This window comes from Sphaerisporangium corydalis, assembly GCF_025506355.1.
In the GTDB taxonomy this organism is placed as follows: Bacteria; Actinomycetota; Actinomycetes; order Streptosporangiales; family Streptosporangiaceae; genus Sphaerisporangium; species Sphaerisporangium corydalis.
In genome coordinates this window covers 1-16750 of sequence record NZ_JANZYP010000031.1, presented here as the reverse complement: position 1 = coordinate 16750, position 16750 = coordinate 1, and the positions used below count along the sequence as shown (strand labels likewise).

Here is a 16750-nt window from a genome sequence, read left to right as displayed (position 1 = left end):
ACCGCTACTTTACGCATCGGCGAGTGACCACCACGCTGCGGAGTCCGGTGCCAGCCGGATGACCTCGCCTTCCGCGGTGACAGCGGCGCTCGCGACGAGGAGCTCGCCGGGCCGGGGCAGCTCCACGGGCTCACCGGTCGTGTTCACCGTGCACGCGAACCCGTCGCGGGTGAAGACCAGGGTGCCGGACGGGGAGTCCCGCCACGTGAGGGTCCCGTCGCCGAGCGCGGGGTGCTCGCGCCGCACTCGCAGCGCGGCCCGGTACAGCGAGAGCGTCGAGTCCGGGTCGCCGAGCTGGGACTCCACGCTGAGCGGGCCCCAGGTCGCCGGGACCGGCAGCCAGGTGGCCTCGATCCCCGGCGGGCTGAACCCGAACGGCGGCTCGGAGTGGGCCCACGGGATCGGGACGCGGCAGCCGTCCCGGCCGTCGCCGGGGGCGCGCAGCCGTTGCGGGTCCTGGCAGACCTCCTCCGGCAGGTCGAGCACCTCGGGCAGTCCCAGTTCCTCGCCCTGGTAGACGTAGGCGGAGCCGGGCAGGGCGAGCATCAGCAGGGCCGCGGCCCTGGCCCGGCGCAGGCCGGTCTCGCCGTCGCCGTAGCGGGTGACGTGCCGCCGGACGTCGTGGTTGGACAGCACCCACGTCGTCGGGGCTCCGACCGGGACGACGGTGGCGAGCGACTCGTCGATGACGCGGCGCAGCATCTCCGCGTCCCACGGCGTCTTCAGGAAGTGGAAGTTGAAGGCCTGGTGCAGCTCGTCCGGCCGGACGTACCGGGCCAGGCGTTCCTGGGAGGGCGCCCACGCCTCGGCCACGCCGATGCGCTCGCCGTCGTAGGAGTCGAGGACCCGGCGCCAGGCGCGGTGGATCTCGTGGACGCCGTCCTGGTCGAAGTACGGCAGCACGGCGGTGCCGAGCATCTCGACCTGCCCTGGCGACCCGATGTCGGGCAGCCCGGCGGCCTTGACCATGCCGTGGGCGACGTCGACGCGGAAGCCGTCCACCCCGATGTCGAGCCAGAAGCGCAGGATCGCCTCGAACTCGGCGTGGACCTCGGGGTTGTCCCAGTTCAGGTCGGGTTGCTCGGGGGCGAACAGGTGCAGGTACCACTCGCCGCCGGCCACCCGGGTCCACGCCGGGCCGCCGAAGACCGACTCCCAGTCGTTCGGGGGCAGGTCCCCGTCCTCGCCCCGGCCCGGGCGGAAGATGTACCGCTCGCGCTCGGGGGAACCGGGTCCGGCGCGCAGCGCCGCGACGAACCAGGCGTGGTGGTCGGAGGTGTGGTTCGGCACCACGTCGGTGATGATCTTCATGCCGTGGCCGTGCGCGTCGTCGATCAGCGCCCGGGCGTCGGCCAGGGTGCCGAAGATCGGGTCGACGTCCCGGTAGTCGGCCACGTCGTACCCGAAGTCGGCCATCGGGGAGGTGTAGAAGGGGGTCAGCCAGACGGCGTCCACCCCCAACTCGGCCAGGTACGCGAGCCGGCTGCGCGCTCCGAGCAGGTCGCCGACGCCGTCGCCGTTCCCGTCCGCGAAGCTGCGCACGTAGACCTGGTAGATCACCGCGTCCCGCCACCAGCGGGTGGCCGCCTCGACGTGCTTGGCTTCGCGGACCACATCGGTCATTGCTATCCCCCGATTCTCCGAAATATCAAGATCTGATACCACGGTGGCGTCACGACTTCGTGGCACCGGCGGTCAGGCCGGTGACGATGTTGCGCTGGACGAGCAGGAAGACCACCGCCGCCGGGATCGCGATCAGCACCGAGGACGCGGTGAGCAGTCCCCATTCGGCCTTGTGCTGGCCGACGAACTGCCCGATGCCCACGGCCAGCGTGTACTTGTCGTCGCCCGTCATGAACGCGGTCGCGTACGCGACCTCCGCCCAGGCGGTGATGAAGGAGTAGAACCCGGCGACCGCGAGCCCCGGCTTGGACAACGGCAGGATCAGCCGCCAGAACGTGCCGAACGGGGTGAGCCCGTCGACCCGTCCCGCCTCGTCGATCTCCACAGGGACGGTGTCGAAGTAGCCCTTCATCATCCAGGCGCAGAAGGGGATCGTCGAGGTCAGGTAGGCGATGACCAGCCCGGGGAACTGGTTGATCAGCCCGAGCCCGGCCATCAGGTTGTAGATCGGCACGATCAGGATGGCCACCGGGAACATCTGGGTGATCAGCAGCATCCACATGATCGACCGGAAGCCCGGGAAGCGGAAGCGGCTCACCGCGTACCCGGTGGTCGCCGAGAGCACCACGCCCATCACCGTCGTCATGGCGGCGACCAGCAGCGAGTTGAACAGCCAGCGCGGGAACGCGGTCTGGCCGAGCACCTGCGTGTAGTTGTCCAGGCTCGGGTGGTTGAACAGCTCCACCGTGGTGGACTGCCAGGCGTCCCTGGGCTTGATCGAGGTCAGGACCAGCCACGCGACGGGGAAGACAGCGATCACGCTGGCCACGATGAGCGTGGCGTGCAGCGCGAGGGACGCGCCCGCCCCGCGCGAACCGCGGGTTCCCGCGACCGGAGTACCGGCGGTACCGACCGTGCTCACCATGCCTCCCCTTGCTTGCGCAGCGCGCGGCGGTAGACCACGGCCATCACGACCAGCAGCGCGAGGATCAGCACGCCCCAGGCCGCCGAACCCGAGTAGTTGCGGATGCCCTCGAAGGCCTGCCGGTAGGCGTAGGTCACGAGGATCTCGCTCGACCCGCCGGGGCCGCCCCGCGTGACCAGGTAGATGACCGGGAACTGGTTGAAGGTCCAGATCGTGCCGAGCAGCACCACCGTGCTGGACACCGGGCGCAGGCCGGGCAGGGTGATGTGCCGGAAGCGCTGCCACGGCGTGGCGCCGTCGACCTCGGCCGCCTCGTACAACTCGCGCGGGATGGCCTGCAGGCCGCCCAGCAGGGCGAGCATCATGAACGGCACCCCGAGCCAGACGTTCACCGTGATGACCGAGACCTTGGCCCAGAACGGGTCGTCCAGCCAGTCGAGGCCGGCGAAGCCCGCGGCGCGCAGCATCGCGTTGACGACGCCGAACTCGCCGTTGAGCAGGTAGCGCCAGATGAACGCCGAGACGAACGCCGGCACCGCCCACGGCAGCACGAGCATCATCCGGTACAGCGAGCGGAACCGCATCGGCCGGTTGAGCAGCAGGGCGAGGCCTAGGCCGATCCCGAAGTGCAGGGCGACGCAGACGACGGTCCAGGTGACCGTCCAGGCGAGGCGGGAGAGGAACTCGGCCGAGCTCACGATGCTGAAGTAGTTGGAGAGCCCGACGAACTCGTACGTCGAGGGGATGGTGTTCATCCCGATCGTCCGGCCCATGTTGGCCTCGGTCGCGTCCGTGAGCGACAGGTAGATGCCGCGCACGAGCGGGTAACCGATCAGCACCAGGGTGACGACGACGACCGGCGCGCACATGGCCCAGGCGTACCAGTGCCGGGACAGACGGCCGGTCCCCCCCTCGGGCCTCGGGTGGCGGATCCGGCCGCGGGCGGTGCCGCCCGCGGCCGGGCCGTCAACGACCTGCGTCGCCATCGGTCACAGGCTCCAGCCCTTGAGCAGGCCCTGGTAGGCCTTGGCCACGTCCTGGGCCATCGCGTCGCTGCTGGTGTCACCGGTGGCGAGCTTCTGGTAGCCCTCGACGAGCGGCTGGAAGAGCTGGCCGGCCTCGGGGATCCACGGGCGCTCGACGGCGGCGGTCATGGGCTCCTTCCAGCGGCCGATCATCTCGTTGCCCTGCGCGTCCGGCATGCTGTACGCCGACTGGCGGGTGGGCAGCAGGCCGAGCTTGCCGGCGACCTTGGCCTGGCTCTCGGCCGAGTCCATGAACTTCACGAACAGGTAGGAGGCGTCGAGGCTCTTGGAGCCCGCGTACACGGTGTAGTCGTGGCCGCCGGTCGGCGCGCCCGCCTTGACCGACCCGGCGGGGACCGGGGCGATGCCGAAGTCGTCGGGCTTGTCCTTGAAGACCTTGCCGCCAAGGTTGTCGGTGTTCGACCACGGCCCATTGAAGATCATGGCCGCCTTGCCCTCCTTGAAGGCGGTCTCGGCGTTGGTGTAGCTGTCCTGGATGGCGGGCTTGGAGGCGGCGCCCGACTTGATCAGGTCCTCGACGACCTTGAGGCCGGCCACGGACTGCGGCGAGGCGACGGTGATCTTCTTGCCGGCGACGTCGAGCAGGTCACCGCCCTCGCCGTAGATGAACGGCAGCAGGAAGTAGGCGTCGACGTTCAGGGCCAGGCCCTCGGCGCCGGTCTTGGACTTCACGTCCTGGGCGACCTGCTTGAGCTCCGCGAAGGTCTTCGGCGCGGCGTCGTGGCCGGCCTTCTTCAGCAGGCTCTTGTTGTACAGCAGGCCGAGCGTGTCGGTGACCTGCGGGATGCCGTAGGTCTTACCGTCGTACTTGCCGCTGCCGGCCGGGCTGGCGAGGAAGTCGTCGGGCTGGTCCAGGGCCGCGGTGCCGTCGAGCGGCGCGAGGTAGCCGAGGGAGGCGAACTCCGCGACCCAGCCGACGTCGGTGCGCAGCACGTCCGGCGCGCCCGCGCCGCTCTGGGCGGCGGTCTTGAACTTGTTCTGCGCGTCGGCGAACGGGACGTTGACGTAGTTGACCTTGATCTTCGGGTACTTCGCCTGGAACTCGGTGATCAGGTCCTTGAAGACGGGCGCCTCGTTGGTGGCGTCGGAGGTGTCCCACCACGTCACCTCGCCGGAGACGGCCGCGGGGTCGGCGCTGCCGGCCGGGGCGGCCGACGGATTGGAGGTGGTGTCGCCGCCGCAGGCGGATACCGCCAGTGCGAGCGCGGCGGCTGTCGCCGCGACCGAGATGCCTCGCCGCATGTTCTGTACTCCTTGCTCAACGTCACTGCCCGAAGGTTCTACCGGCGGCGCCCACGCCCCCCGCAGGGCGGGCGAATCACCGGGGTACGCGGAACGTAACAGCCATGTGAACAGACATGAAAGACCTTTCGGAAACTTTCTGCAAATTGTGACACGCCTGTCATTGCGCCGCCGTTACCCATCCGGGCGACGACGGCCCGGCGGTGGGACGACAGTCAACCCGCGACGGCTCGACGGTGGCTCGAAAGCGCCTCGGCGACCGTCGGAGGACGGGCCGACGGGATGATCTTTCCTGCTCATTTGCATGTGTCCTGACCTCTACAGACAGATAACGGTCAAGTAACCAGGAGATGAGCGATTTATCACGCGACGTATGGACACGGCAGCCCGGGACGCGATGTACTACCTCATCAATCACAATGACGGCTGGGTCCGGGTTTCGATGCCCGAGAGGAACGAGTGACGATGAGTACCGTCGTTCTCGACAACGTGACAAAGGTGTACCCCGGGGGGCATCTCGCGGTCGATCGCATGAGCCTGCGCGCCGAAGAAGGGGAACTCCTGGTCCTGCTCGGCCCGTCCGGATGCGGCAAGTCCACCCTGTTGCGCATGATCGCGGGCCTGGAGGAGATCACCGCGGGCGACCTCTTCCTCGACGGCAAGATCGCCAATGACCTCGCCCCCCGCGACCGCGACGTCGCGATGGTCTTCCAGAACGGCGCCCTCTACCCGCACCGGACGGTCCGGGGAAACATATCGTTCCCCCTGGAGATCGCCAAGGCGGACCCCGCCATGGTCAGGGAGCGGGTGATCGAGCTCTCCCGCGCGCTGCACATCGACGAGACTTTGGACCGCCGGCCCGGAACGCTCTCCGGCGGCCAGCGCCAGCGCGTCGCCATGGGCCGCGCCATCGTCCGCCAGCCGTCGCTGTTCCTGATGGACGAGCCGCTGTCCAACCTCGACGCGGGGATGCGCACCGAGCTGCGCATGGAGATCTCGTCACTGGTCCGGGCGCTCGGCGTCACGACGATCTACGTCACGCACGACCAGGTCGAGGCGCTCACCCTGGCCGACCGCATCGCCATCATGAACCGCGGCATCCTGCAGGACGTCGGCACCCCCGGGCAGATCTACAACGACCCGGCGACGGCGTTCGTGGCGGCGTTCCTCAGCTCGCAGCAGATCAACCTGCTCTCGCCGATGGTGCGGACCCCGCAGAACCAGTACATCATGCTGGATTTCGGCATCCACCAGATCACGATGCCCTGGACCGACCCCCGCGCCTACGCGGTCTCCCAGCACACCGGCAGCCAGATCATCGTGGGGATCCGCCCCGACGGGCTCACCCCGATCCCCGACGGCGCCGACGGGCCGCACTTCAGCGGCCGGGTCAGGACCCTGGAGTACCACGGCCACGAGTGGCTCGCCTACCTGGAGGTCGGCATCCCCGCCGTGGCCGCCCCCGAGCCGGGGCCGCCGGCCCAGGCGAACGGGCACGCCAACGGCAACGGCCACGCCGCCACCGGCACCACGAGCAAGGTCAGATCGATGATGCGGCGGCTGATGTCGGGCGCCGAGGAACAGCCCCCCGAGTACCAGGCCCCCGCGTCGGCCGGGAGCGGCACCCACCGCCGGTCCGACCTGGTCGTCCGGCTCGGCTCGCGGCCGGTGTGGCGGGCCGGCGAGCACGGCCGGGTCGCGGTGGACCTGAGCAGGCTGATGCTGTTCACCATCGAGGGCGACCGGATCGACCCCCCGCGCCGCTGAGGGCCCGGCCCCTGAAAACCCGATCCGCACGTCGAAGGTCTTCGTCGCGGGCGCCGGTCAGGCCACCGTCCGGTCCGCCGTCGCGCTGGCGAGCAGTGAGACGATCTCCACGACCCGCACGACCTTGTCCAGCTCGACCTGGTGGAAGGCCGGCCCCTCCATACGGGCCACCACCAGATGCAGCCCGGCGGCCTTGACGGGCAGGCTGAGCAGGTGCAGCGGTCCCTCGCTGAACGCGGATGGCCGCAGGGGCGTCAGGTCGGGCATCTCCTCCACGCCCGGCGCCTGCCAGCTCCCGTGCACGACCGCGCCGGTGTCGGAGTCCACGGCCACCGCCCATTCCGCGCTCACCAGGTCGGGGACGGCGTCGACCAGCGTCACGAAGGCGCGCTCGGCGTCGGACACGACGTGGCCGAGCAGGTCGTAGTCGGGACTGGTGCCCGGCGCCTCCCTGGTGGGCCACACGCCCTCGATGCGCACTCCCGGCACGACCGAGAGCCGCTCGCGCAGTTCCTCGGCGGCGAACCCGCCCGGCCAGGACAGCGTGAAGTCGTCCACCGCCCGGCCGCCCTCCCGTTCCAGGACCGTCACCTGGAGGATGTCCGCGCCGAGGACGCCGAAGGCGCGGGACACCTGCCCCAGCACGCCCGGACGATCAGGAAGCGAAACCCGGATCCGCAGCACCGTCACCACCACCTCTGCCTATACGGCCGAACCACGTGAACGGGCCGGTGTGCCCGCACGTGGCCGCGTGGACCGGCCGGCCGACGCGTGGCCGGTCCGCGTGAACGGCCGGCCCTCGTTCTCCTCTGTCCACTGCACCACGCCACACAGCGTCGTGGATCGAGGTTTCGCCGAAGTTCCGAAGATATGTCCTAAATAAATCCAATTCAGTATTGATAGGCGCCCGCGTCCGGGTTCTTGGAACGGGGAATGGATCGGCCGGCGGCGTCCACGGCCAGCGCCGCGCCGCCGAACCAGGAAGGACCGAGCGGCACCCCCTGGCCGATCGCGGGCGCACCCGGGCGAAGCCGCAGGTCACGGCGGCTGCGGAAGCCGGGGTCCCGGCGGATCGTCCGGCGGCCCGGCTTGAAGTGCGAGGCCCTGCCGTCGTAGACGCCGCCCGCGTCGTCGATGCCGGAGCCGTCCTCGAACATCGCCGTCCCGCCGACCTTGATGGCGTTGTTGCGCATCACCAGGATCTTCGGCGAGCAGCCGTCGGCGCAGGAGACGCCGATGGTCTTGCGGGCCGGGAGGTACACCGAGTTGTTGACGGCCGTGGTGCCCGAGACCGGGCCGACGACGTGCCCGGGGCCCCGGGTGATGAGGAAGGACCCCCGCTTGCGCGAGGAGGTCACCACGTTGTTGGCGAACAGGTTGTCCTTGGCGGTCCGGTCCGGGCTGTGGCCGAGCTCGGTGAAGGTCTCGTTGTCGCGGGAGACGTTGTGCGAGACGACGTTGCGGTCGCCGTCGTACACCTCGACGGCCGCGCCGTCGGCCACGTAGTCCTGGCTCGCGGCGTAGCTGCCGGCGATGAGGTTGCCGACCACGCGGTTGTCGTCGCCGTTCAGCAGCACGCCGAAGGCGCCCGAGTCGTTGTCCGGCGCGCCGTCGTTGACGCTCATCCTGTCGTTGCCGATGATCTGGCTGTGCCGGATGGTGTTGCGGCTTCCGCGTTCGGTGACCCAGATGCCCGCCACGTTCCGGTCGGCGTACACGTCCCACAGGTCGTTGTGGCGGCCGTCGACGCGGAACCCGCCCCACTGGCAGTCGCTGGCCCGCAGGTCGGAGATCCGCAGGTAGGAACCCTTGACCACCACGCAGTCGCCGTCCCTGCCGGTGATCTTCGGCCGGGCCCCCTTGCCGTAGGCGCCGACGGTGATGCGCCGCGCGGACGTGCCCTTGCCCCTGAGGGTCAGCGTGCCCTTCCACCGGCCGTCCCGGCGGAACAGCAGGGTGTCCCCCGGGCGCAGCCGGGCGCCGTTCGCCCGGTCCAGGGAGCGCCACGCCTTGCGGGCGGAGGTGCCCGGCGCGTCGTCGTCGCCCTTGCGGGCGTCCACGTAGTACACCCGGCCGGCGGCGGACCGTTCCAGAAGCGGAAGCGCCTGGTAGGGCGGCACGACGGAAGGGTGGGCCAGGACCGGCCCCGAGGGGTCGCCGGGCGCGGCCCGCGCGGGGAGGGACGAGATCGCCGCCTGGGCGGCCAGCAGCAGGAAGGCCAACGGCAACGACAGACCGGTCCGCCAGAAGTTCGGCGTCATAACCCCACACTCTGTAATAATTGATCGCTGCCGCTCACGGTAGCGGTCGGAGGTCCCCACCGGGAGACCCCAACCCGCGGCGGCCGGATCTGGTGACCCGGCACGCCGGACGGTAGGCTCCCCGGCGCCTCTCCCCCGGGCGGGCCCGGCGAGTTTGCCATCCCTTGGACATCTCTTGCCCGGCGCCCGGATCTTGCCGGAGAACCCCGCGAGTAGCCTTTGCCAATGTCCCTCCCACGGGCCGCCGTATGGCCTCGGTCGATCCGGGGGCAGGTCACCCTCCTCACCCTCGTACTCGCGGGCCTGTTCCTGATCCCCCTCGGCCTGGCCGCCGACATGGTCATCAGAAGCACGGTCGCCGACTCCATCTGGCGTGAGACCAGGGAGGCCGCGTCCCGCGTCGTCGTCGCCTACCGGGACACGACCCTGCGCAACCCCATCGCGCCCGGCCCCGACGGCGTCACCGTCATCCAGGTCGTCGGACCCGGCGGCCACATCGTGGCCTCCACCGGCGAGGCCCAGGCGATGCCGAGGATCAGCGACGTGCGCCCCGACCTGCCCAACCGGCTCGTCGACCTCGCCACCTGCACCCGGAACCCCAAGATCTGCTTCCACGCCACGGCCGTGGTGACCGGCTCCGCGCCCGGCGCGCCCGTCGTGTACGCCGCCGCGCGCACCCCCCGGGTGCTGTCCGGCCGCTTCCTGGACGTGGCCGTCGCCCTGCACATCGCGGGCGTCGCCGCCCTGATCGGCTGGATCGTGTGGAAGGCCGCCGACCGGGGGCTGCGGACCGTCGACAACATCCAGGCCGAACTGGCCCACATCACCGTGAGCGACCTGTCGCGCCGCGTCCAGGAACCGCCGGGAGAGGACGAGATCTCCACCCTGGCCAGGACCGTCAACGGCACGCTCGCCCGGCTGGAGCACTCGGTGGAGCAGCAGCGCCGCTTCGCCGCCGACGCCTCCCACGAGCTGCGCACCCCGATCGCCGGGCTCCGCACCCAACTGGAGGAGGCGCGCCTGCACCCCGAGCACGCCGACCTGGCGACCCTGGTGAACGGAGCGCTGCGCGACACCGACCGGCTGGAGGCCATCATCACCGACCTGCTGTTCATGGCCAGGCTCGGCTCCAGCGGCCCCGCCGTGCAGGAGCCGGTCGACCTCGGCCGGCTCGCCGCCGGGGAGATCGCGCGCTGCGGCGGGCGGATCCCGGTGCGCGCCGACCTCCAGGAGGACGTGACCGTGCTCGGCGTCCAGACCCAGCTCTTCCGCGTGATCGACAACCTGCTGGACAACGCGCGCCGGCACGCCTCCAGCGTGATCAGGGTGGAGGTGACCGGCCAGCGGGGCACGGCCGTGCTGTCGGTGCTGAACGACGGCGACCGCATCCCCGAGCAGGACCGCGAGCGCGTCTTCCACCGTTTCACCCGGCTCGACACCTCCCGCAGCAGGGACCGGGGCGGCACCGGCCTCGGGCTCGCCATCGCCCGCGACGTGGCCATCGCGCACGGCGGGACCCTGCACGTCGAGGACGTCCCTGAGGGCACCAGGTTCGTCCTGCGGCTGCCGATGATCGAATAACGGCTGCTCCAAGAGTTAACAGGAGCGACGCTGAGCGTTCAGCTCAGGCTCCCCTTGCGCGACGGCGCAGGTGGTTAGCGTGCGTGACACCCTGCGAGCCTGTTCCCCCCGGCAACGCTCGCCACGCCGCATATCGAGGAGTCACCTTGCGAGTCCTGGCCGTCGTCCCCGCCCGCGGAGGTTCTGCCGGCGTCCCGCTGAAGAATCTGGCCAAGGTGGGCGGCACGCCCCTGGTCGCCCGTGCCGTGGCCTCCTGCGCGGGGTCGGGGCTCATCGACGAAGTGATCGTCAGCACCGACCACGAGGGGATCGCCGAGGCGGCCAGGGCCGCCGGGGCCCGCATCGTCGAACGTCCCGCCGGCCTGAGCGGCGCCACCGCCTCCAGCGAGTCGGCCCTGCTGCACGCGCTGGACCAGTTCGACGCCGACCCCGAGGTGGTCGTGCTCGTCCAGTGCACCAGCGCCTTCATCGACCCCGCCGACCTGGACGCCGCCGTCGGCCAGGTCCTCGACGGGACCGCCGACGTCGTGTTCTCCGGCCTGCCGACCCACGAGTTCGTCTGGGCCGCCGGCGACGCCGGGGTCAGCGGGGTCAACCACGACCCGGCGCACCGCCCGCGCCGCCAGGACCGCACCCCCGACTACCGCGAGACCGGCGCCTTCTACGCCATCCGCACCGCCGGCCTGCGCGAGCACGGGCACCGCTTCTTCGGCACCGTGGGCGTCCAGCCGGTGCCCTCCCGGCACGCCGTGGAGATCGACACCCCCGAGGACCTGGAGATCGTCCGGGCGCTCGCGCCGTTCGTGGACCGCCCCGGGCCGCTGGACGTCGACGCGGTGGTCACCGACTTCGACGGCGTCCACACCGACGACCTGGTGTTCGTCGACCAGGAGGGCCGCGAGTCGGTCGCCGTCAGCCGCTCCGACGGCCTCGGGATCTCCCTGCTCAAGCGGTCGGGGGTCAAGGTCCTCGTCCTGTCGACCGAGCGCAACCCGGTCGTCGCCGCCCGCGCCCGCAAGCTCGGCGTGCCCGTCCTTCAGGGCCTGGCCTCCAAGCAGACCGCGCTGCGCGAGTGGCTGAGCATCGAGGGCCTGGACCCGTCCCGCGTCGCCTACGCGGGCAACGACCTCAACGACCTCGGGTGCATGGAGCTGGTCGGCTGGCCGGTCGCCGTCCCCGACGCCCACCCGCGCGTGCGGGCCGCCGCGCGCATCGTCCTGGACCACCAGGGCGGCGCCGGCGCCGTACGCGAACTGTGCGACCGGGTCCTGGCCGCCAGGCCCGCCGTCGCCGAGCCCCTCGTCCCCGGCCCGCGCGCCATGCTGCGCGTCAAGGGCGAGCCCGTGCGCATCGGCGAGTCGCTCGTCGGCCCCGGACAGCCGGTGTACTTCATCGGCGAGATCGGCATCAACCACAACGGCGACCTGGACATCGCGCGCCGGCTCATCGACGTCGCCGCCGACGCCGGCTGCCAGGCGGTCAAGTTCCAGAAGCGCACCCCCGAGATCTGCGTGCCCGTCGAGCAGCGCGACCAGATCCGGCAGACGCCGTGGGGCGAGATGACCTACCTGGAGTACAAGCACCGGGTGGAGTTCGGCCACGACGAGTACACCCAGATCGCCAAGTACTGCGCCGAGCGCGGCCTGGACTGGTTCGCCTCCCCGTGGGACGTCCCTTCGGTCGACTTCCTGGAGGAGATGGGCGTCGTCACGCACAAGGTCGCCTCGGCCAGCGTGACCGACCACGAGCTGCTGCGCAGGCTCGCCGCCACCGGCAAGCCGATCATCCTGTCGACCGGCATGTCGACGCTCCCGGAGATCGACGAGGCGGTGGAGATCCTCGGCACGTCCCGGCTGGTCATCATGCACGCCACCTCCACCTACCCGCTGCCGCCCGAGGAGGCCAACCTCCGCACGATCACCACGCTGCAGGACAGGTACGGCGTCCCGGTCGGCTACTCCGGGCACGAGCGCGGGCTGCAGATCTCGCTGGCCGCCGTCACCCTCGGCGCGGTCACCGTGGAGCGGCACATCACCCTGGACCGCACGATGTGGGGATCCGACCACGCCGCGTCCCTGGAGCCGAGCGGCCTCACCCACCTGGTCCGCGACATCCGGATCATCGAGTCGGCCCTCGGCGACGGGGTCAAGCGGGTGTTCCCCGGCGAGGAGGCCCCCAAGTCCCGGCTCCGCCGCGTCACCGTCTGACGGGGAGAAGAGTGCACACCGTCATCGGTGACCATGCCGGACGGCGCGGATCCGCCGTGACCCGATCCGCCCGCCTTCCGGGCGCCGGGGATCACGCGGTCCGCCGCCCCGGCGTCGTGGCCGGGGGCCGCCGGTGATCACCCTGTCCGTGATCGTCCCCGTGCGGGACGCCGAGCCGTACATCGCCGACGCGCTGGCCTCGCTGAGGTACAACACGCGGCGCGACTTCGAGTTCATCGTCGTCGACGACGGCTCGGTGGACGCCACCCCGCAGGTGATCGACGACTTCCGCGACGAGCTGCCCGGCCTGACCGTCCTGCGCAACACCGCCCCGGCCGGGCTCGCCGACGCGCGCAACCTCGGCCTGTCCCTCGCGTCCGGCCGGTACGTCACCTTCATGGACGGGGACGACTGGCTCGCCCGGGGGTACCTCGCCGACCTGGTCGCCGCGATCGAGGGGCTCGGCTGCGACTTCGTCCGGACCGACCACGTCCAGGTGGAGGGGCGCAGGCGGGTCGTCCACCGCGCGCCCGAGGCGCGGCGCGGGGTCGTGCTGAAACCGAGGGACCGGATCCTGCCGGCCGCCGCCAAGACGATGGTCGACTACCCCTACGCCTGGGCGGGGATCTACCGCCGCGAGCTGGGCGACCTGCTCACCTTCCCCGGCCACCTGCACACCGCCGAGGACCGGCCGTGGATCTGGCGGCTACACCGGGAGGCGCGCTCGTTCGCGGTGGCCTCGCTCGCGGGCGTGTTCTACCGCCGGATGGTGCCCTCGTCGCTGACCCAGATCGGCGACGAGCGGCAACTGCACTTCTTCGACGCCTTCGATCTGGTGTTCGCCCAGGTCGAGAACGAGCCGGACCTGATGCCCAAGGCCGTGCGCACCTTCTGCGCGCTGCTGGCCCACCACCTGGAGCTGGGCGACCGCTTCTCCCCCGAGCTCCGCGCCCGGTTCGAGGCCAGGGCGCGGGACGTGCTCGCCGGCCTGCCGCCGGGCCTGGTCGCCGGATCGGGGCTGGAACCCGAGCGGGCCGCGCTGCTCGACCCGCTGCTCCCCCGGCACCGCGACGAGCACGAGGAGCGCCTCCCGTGACCCAGGTCTTCTACAGTTCGACGTTCTTCGGGGCGATGACACTGGCCTCGGCGATGGACGCCGGCCGGTTCGGCCCGCACACCGGGCGCCGCATCCTGCTGGTGTCCGGCAACGCCTCGGTCCCGGAGGTCACACCGGCCCTGGACGAGGCGCCGGGCTTCGCCGCGCTCCGGCGGCGCTTCGACGAGGTCCGGTCCTGGAACGAGGTGATCGCGCCCCTGCACCCCTCGGACTGGAAGGCGCGGATCATCGAGGTGCCCATGCTCGGGCGCCTGCTGAGCTCCCACCTGTCCCTGGACGACGGGGTGGAGGAACTGGTCCTTGAGTCCATCGCGGTGCCCCCGGCGCGTACGGTGGCGGCGCTGATCCGCGACTGCCCGATCACGGTGTACTCCGACGGGCTGATGAGCTACGGGCCGACCCGGGACCCGCTGCCGCTGGAGATCTCCGGCCGGATCACCCGCCTCCTCCACCTCGACCTGGTCCCCGGCCTCACCCCCCTCCTCCTGACCGAGGCCGGCGTCCCCGCCGACCCCCTCCCCGACGACACCTTCCACCACATCCTCACCGAAGTCTCCACCCCGCCCCCACCCGATCAGGCGACGTACGGAAACACGGGCGGTCCGGCGACGCACGGCAGTCCCGGCGGGGCGATGATCCTCGGCCAGTACCTGTCGGCGCTGGAGATCGTCACAGCCGACGAGGAGGCCGAGCTGCACGCCGGGATGCTGCGCGCCCTGGTCGCGCGCGGGCACACGAACGTGCTGTTCAAGCCGCACCCGGCGGCCGGGCGCCACCACGCCCGCCGGCTGCGCGAGGTGGCCGCCGAGCTGGGCGTCGAGCTGACCGTGGCCGGCGAGACCGTCCCGGCTGAGGTCTGCTTCCAGACCGCCCGCCCCGCGCTGGTGGTCGGCTGCTTCTCCACGGCCCTGATGACCGCGCACCGGCTGTTCGGCATCCCCGTCGCCACCATGGGCTGCGACATCGTCCTCGAACGGCTCGTCCCGTACGAGAACAGCAACCGGATCCCGGTGACGATCGTCGACGCCACCGTCCCCCGCCTCGCCCCGGACGGATCGATCACCGACCCGCCGCAGACCGACCTCCCCGGGCTGGTGAACGCGGTCGGCTTCTGCATGCAGAGCGAGAACCACCCGTCGCTCCGCGAAGCGGCCGCCCGCTACATCGAGACCCACGGCACCCAGGCCCGCTACTTCAAGACCCGCCGCCTGACCTCCGTCGGCCTGCTCCCCACCCCCGACCCCCCCAAACCCAAACCCCTCTCCCGCCTCCGCCGCGCCCTCTCCCGCTGACCCCGATCACAGGGGCGCCCCCCAGGGACACGGAAGGCCCTGTTCAGCGCCCTGCGGCGTCGAACACACCGATCCGGGCGGGCAGTTCGGTGAGTGAAGTGATGCGCATGGTTGGGACCGTATCCGCCGCCGGGTCGTCCTGTTGCGCCATGCCCCAGGGGCCTCGGCGGATCAACGCCGTCGGAAGCCCCATGGCGGCGGCCGGGCGGATGTCGTTGTCGAGCCGGTCACCGACGTAAAGGATCTCGCCCGGCTCACAGGGGGTCTGCTCCGCCAGGGACCGGAAGAACGCAGGGTCCGGCTTGGATACTCCCCAGTCATCGGACGTGGCCACCATGTCCGTGGGAAGGTCCAGGGCGCGGAGGATCCCGCCCGCTCTCACCGTCTGGTTTCCGGCGATCCCGACCCAGAGGCCGTTGGCGCGCAATTCACGAAGCGCCGGGCGAACGTCCGGGTAGAGATCCTCCTCGCCGAACCACTCCGCTTTGCCGGCGGCAGCGCGTCGTTCCCGCTCTTCGCTCAGGTCGAAGCCGGGCCGGAACACCTGGAATGTCTCACGGTAATCCAGTCCCCTGGCGATGACGGCGCCGAACACGGCGGAGAAGGTGTGCCGGGGAACGCCCAGCCAGTCGGCCCAGGTGCCGTACTCCCGCGTCTCGTCGACCAGGCACTCACCGACATCGAAGACCACAGCGCGGATCATGTGATCAGCCTATGACGCGGCCGAGCGCGTCATAGGCGGGGAATCGGGCGCGGGACTCAGCCGAGGGCCTTGAGGTAGCGGCGGACTCGGCGGCTGGTTCGGTAGCCGACGCGGAGGACGTCTGGGGGGACCTCGACGCGGAGGCGGGCGCGGCGGCGGGCCGAGGCGTGACCGGGGCCGTCGAGCAATGGCCGTACGGGAGGCAGGCCGCCGGAGCGGGCCCGGTCCACCAGGGCGGAGAGGCGGGTGACCCAGTCGTTCGCGGCGGCGTCGTGGAAGTAGTTGGCGTCGCACCACGCCGCGGCGGGCGAGCGGAAGCCCGCGCCCGCGAGGTCCTCCAGGGTGCCGAGGCAGCCACTGCCCTCGAACACCAGGTTGATCATCTCGGCGCTCACGCCGAAGTCGGAGAGGACCAGCAGCGGGACCTTCCCGGCGATGGCCTCCAGTGCCGCGGTCGAGCTCACCGTCACGAACGCGGCGGCATGGGCGAGATGCTCGTGCATGGGACCGGCGGCGAACCGCACGCCTCCGTCGCGCACGGCGCCCGAGGCGACCATCGAGCGCCAGAGCCGCTCGTAGTGGTGCCGCTCGTTGTGGGTCTGCCGCTCGGTCTCCAGCGCCCGCAGTTTCACCACCACGTCCAGGTCGGGACGGCTCTCGGCCAGCCGGGCCAGGGCCAGCAGGATGCTCTCCCGCTCCTCCCGCCGCCTCGGCACCTTCGCCTGCGTCGCGAACACCACCCGCGAGGCCTCCCCCGCGACCGGGATCCCCGGCACGGCTTCTCGCACGACCGACGCCTCCGGCACGGTCTCTCGCGCCACCTGGATCTCCGGCACGGTCTCTCCGGCGGCCGGCGCCACAGCCCATGCCTCGGGAGCGGCGGGGGGCTCCGGCCAGATCTTGTGGGCGACCGGTGGGCGGGGGGCCGGGTGTGGTCGCTCGGGGTGGGGCCAGACCAGTTGGGCGGAGGGCGCCGGGGTGGCGGG

The 16750-nt window shown here is 71.3% G+C and carries 13 protein-coding genes; 5 read left to right on the top strand and 8 right to left on the bottom strand.

What is annotated here, in order from left to right; genetic code table 11:
- Positions 1-9 precede the first annotated feature (9 nt).
- The 4 genes from NYZ98_RS21330 to NYZ98_RS21315 are packed head-to-tail and all read right to left on the bottom strand — an operon-like array spanning position 10 to position 4836.
- Positions 10-1623, bottom strand: coding sequence for a glycoside hydrolase family 13 protein (locus NYZ98_RS21330; protein WP_262844609.1), 1614 nt, complete (start codon positions 1621-1623; stop codon positions 10-12).
- Between the two features lie 49 nt (positions 1624-1672).
- Positions 1673-2548: a sugar ABC transporter permease gene (locus NYZ98_RS21325; RefSeq protein WP_262844608.1), complete on the bottom strand. Its 876-nt coding sequence runs from the start codon at positions 2546-2548 to the stop codon at positions 1673-1675.
- A complete protein-coding gene (locus NYZ98_RS21320) occupies positions 2542-3534 on the bottom strand; it encodes a carbohydrate ABC transporter permease (RefSeq protein ID WP_262844607.1) in 993 nt (330 codons plus the stop codon). The genes NYZ98_RS21325 and NYZ98_RS21320 overlap by 7 nt, the downstream gene beginning before the upstream one ends.
- A gap of 3 nt (positions 3535-3537) precedes the next feature.
- A complete protein-coding gene (locus NYZ98_RS21315) occupies positions 3538-4836 on the bottom strand; it encodes an extracellular solute-binding protein (RefSeq protein WP_262844606.1) in 1299 nt (432 codons plus the stop codon).
- 465 nt (positions 4837-5301) lie between these two features.
- Between NYZ98_RS21315 and NYZ98_RS21310 the strand changes: the two genes are divergently transcribed.
- Positions 5302-6603 (top strand): ABC transporter ATP-binding protein, encoded by a 1302-nt coding sequence (locus NYZ98_RS21310; protein WP_262844605.1) that lies wholly within the window; start codon positions 5302-5304, stop codon positions 6601-6603.
- 57 nt (positions 6604-6660) lie between these two features.
- On the opposite strand, the gene NYZ98_RS21305 is transcribed toward NYZ98_RS21310, so the two are convergent.
- Positions 6661-7248 carry an ACT domain-containing protein gene (locus NYZ98_RS21305; protein WP_262844604.1) on the bottom strand — a complete coding sequence of 196 codons (588 nt, stop codon included), beginning with the start codon at positions 7246-7248 and terminating at the stop codon, positions 6661-6663.
- Positions 7249-7493: 245 nt separating this feature from the next.
- Positions 7494-8864, bottom strand: a complete 1371-nt coding sequence (locus NYZ98_RS21300) for a right-handed parallel beta-helix repeat-containing protein (protein WP_262844603.1) — start codon at positions 8862-8864, stop codon at positions 7494-7496.
- 225 nt (positions 8865-9089) lie between these two features.
- Between NYZ98_RS21300 and NYZ98_RS21295 the strand changes: the two genes are divergently transcribed.
- The 4 genes from NYZ98_RS21295 (at position 9090) to NYZ98_RS21280 (ending at position 15061) form a co-directional block, all read left to right on the top strand.
- The gene (locus tag NYZ98_RS21295) at positions 9090-10445 is read left to right on the top strand and encodes a sensor histidine kinase (RefSeq protein ID WP_262844602.1); all 1356 of its coding nucleotides are present in this window, start codon (positions 9090-9092) and stop codon (positions 10443-10445) included.
- Positions 10446-10591: 146 nt separating this feature from the next.
- Positions 10592-12652, top strand: coding sequence for an N-acetylneuraminate synthase family protein (locus NYZ98_RS21290; RefSeq protein ID WP_262844601.1), 2061 nt, complete (start codon positions 10592-10594; stop codon positions 12650-12652).
- Between the two features lie 133 nt (positions 12653-12785).
- Complete coding sequence (locus NYZ98_RS21285; RefSeq protein ID WP_262844600.1) at positions 12786-13748, top strand: glycosyltransferase family 2 protein; 963 nt, start codon at positions 12786-12788, stop codon at positions 13746-13748.
- Complete coding sequence (locus tag NYZ98_RS21280; RefSeq protein WP_262844599.1) at positions 13745-15061, top strand: alpha-2,8-polysialyltransferase family protein; 1317 nt, start codon at positions 13745-13747, stop codon at positions 15059-15061. Before NYZ98_RS21285 ends, NYZ98_RS21280 begins: the two co-directional genes overlap by 4 nt.
- A gap of 43 nt (positions 15062-15104) precedes the next feature.
- Here the strand turns inward: NYZ98_RS21280 and NYZ98_RS21275 are convergent, their stop codons facing one another.
- A complete protein-coding gene (locus NYZ98_RS21275) occupies positions 15105-15764 on the bottom strand; it encodes an HAD family hydrolase (protein ID WP_262844598.1) in 660 nt (219 codons plus the stop codon).
- Between the two features lie 56 nt (positions 15765-15820).
- Positions 15821-16750 (bottom strand): DUF6716 putative glycosyltransferase (locus NYZ98_RS21270; protein WP_316249587.1); only part of this gene is annotated, 930 nt, incomplete at its 5' end.

Coding starts and splice junctions, on each gene's coding strand:
- NYZ98_RS21310 (WP_262844605.1), top strand. CDS start 5,302: ATGAGTACCGTCGTTCTCGACAACGTGACAAAGGTGTACCCCGGGGGG.
- NYZ98_RS21275 (WP_262844598.1), bottom strand. CDS start 15,764: ATGATCCGCGCTGTGGTCTTCGATGTCGGTGAGTGCCTGGTCGACGAG.
- NYZ98_RS21295 (WP_262844602.1), top strand. CDS start 9,090: ATGTCCCTCCCACGGGCCGCCGTATGGCCTCGGTCGATCCGGGGGCAG.
- NYZ98_RS21300 (WP_262844603.1), bottom strand. CDS start 8,864: ATGACGCCGAACTTCTGGCGGACCGGTCTGTCGTTGCCGTTGGCCTTC.
- NYZ98_RS21330 (WP_262844609.1), bottom strand. CDS start 1,623: ATGACCGATGTGGTCCGCGAAGCCAAGCACGTCGAGGCGGCCACCCGC.
- NYZ98_RS21320 (WP_262844607.1), bottom strand. CDS start 3,534: ATGGCGACGCAGGTCGTTGACGGCCCGGCCGCGGGCGGCACCGCCCGC.
- NYZ98_RS21315 (WP_262844606.1), bottom strand. CDS start 4,836: ATGCGGCGAGGCATCTCGGTCGCGGCGACAGCCGCCGCGCTCGCACTG.
- NYZ98_RS21325 (WP_262844608.1), bottom strand. CDS start 2,548: ATGGTGAGCACGGTCGGTACCGCCGGTACTCCGGTCGCGGGAACCCGC.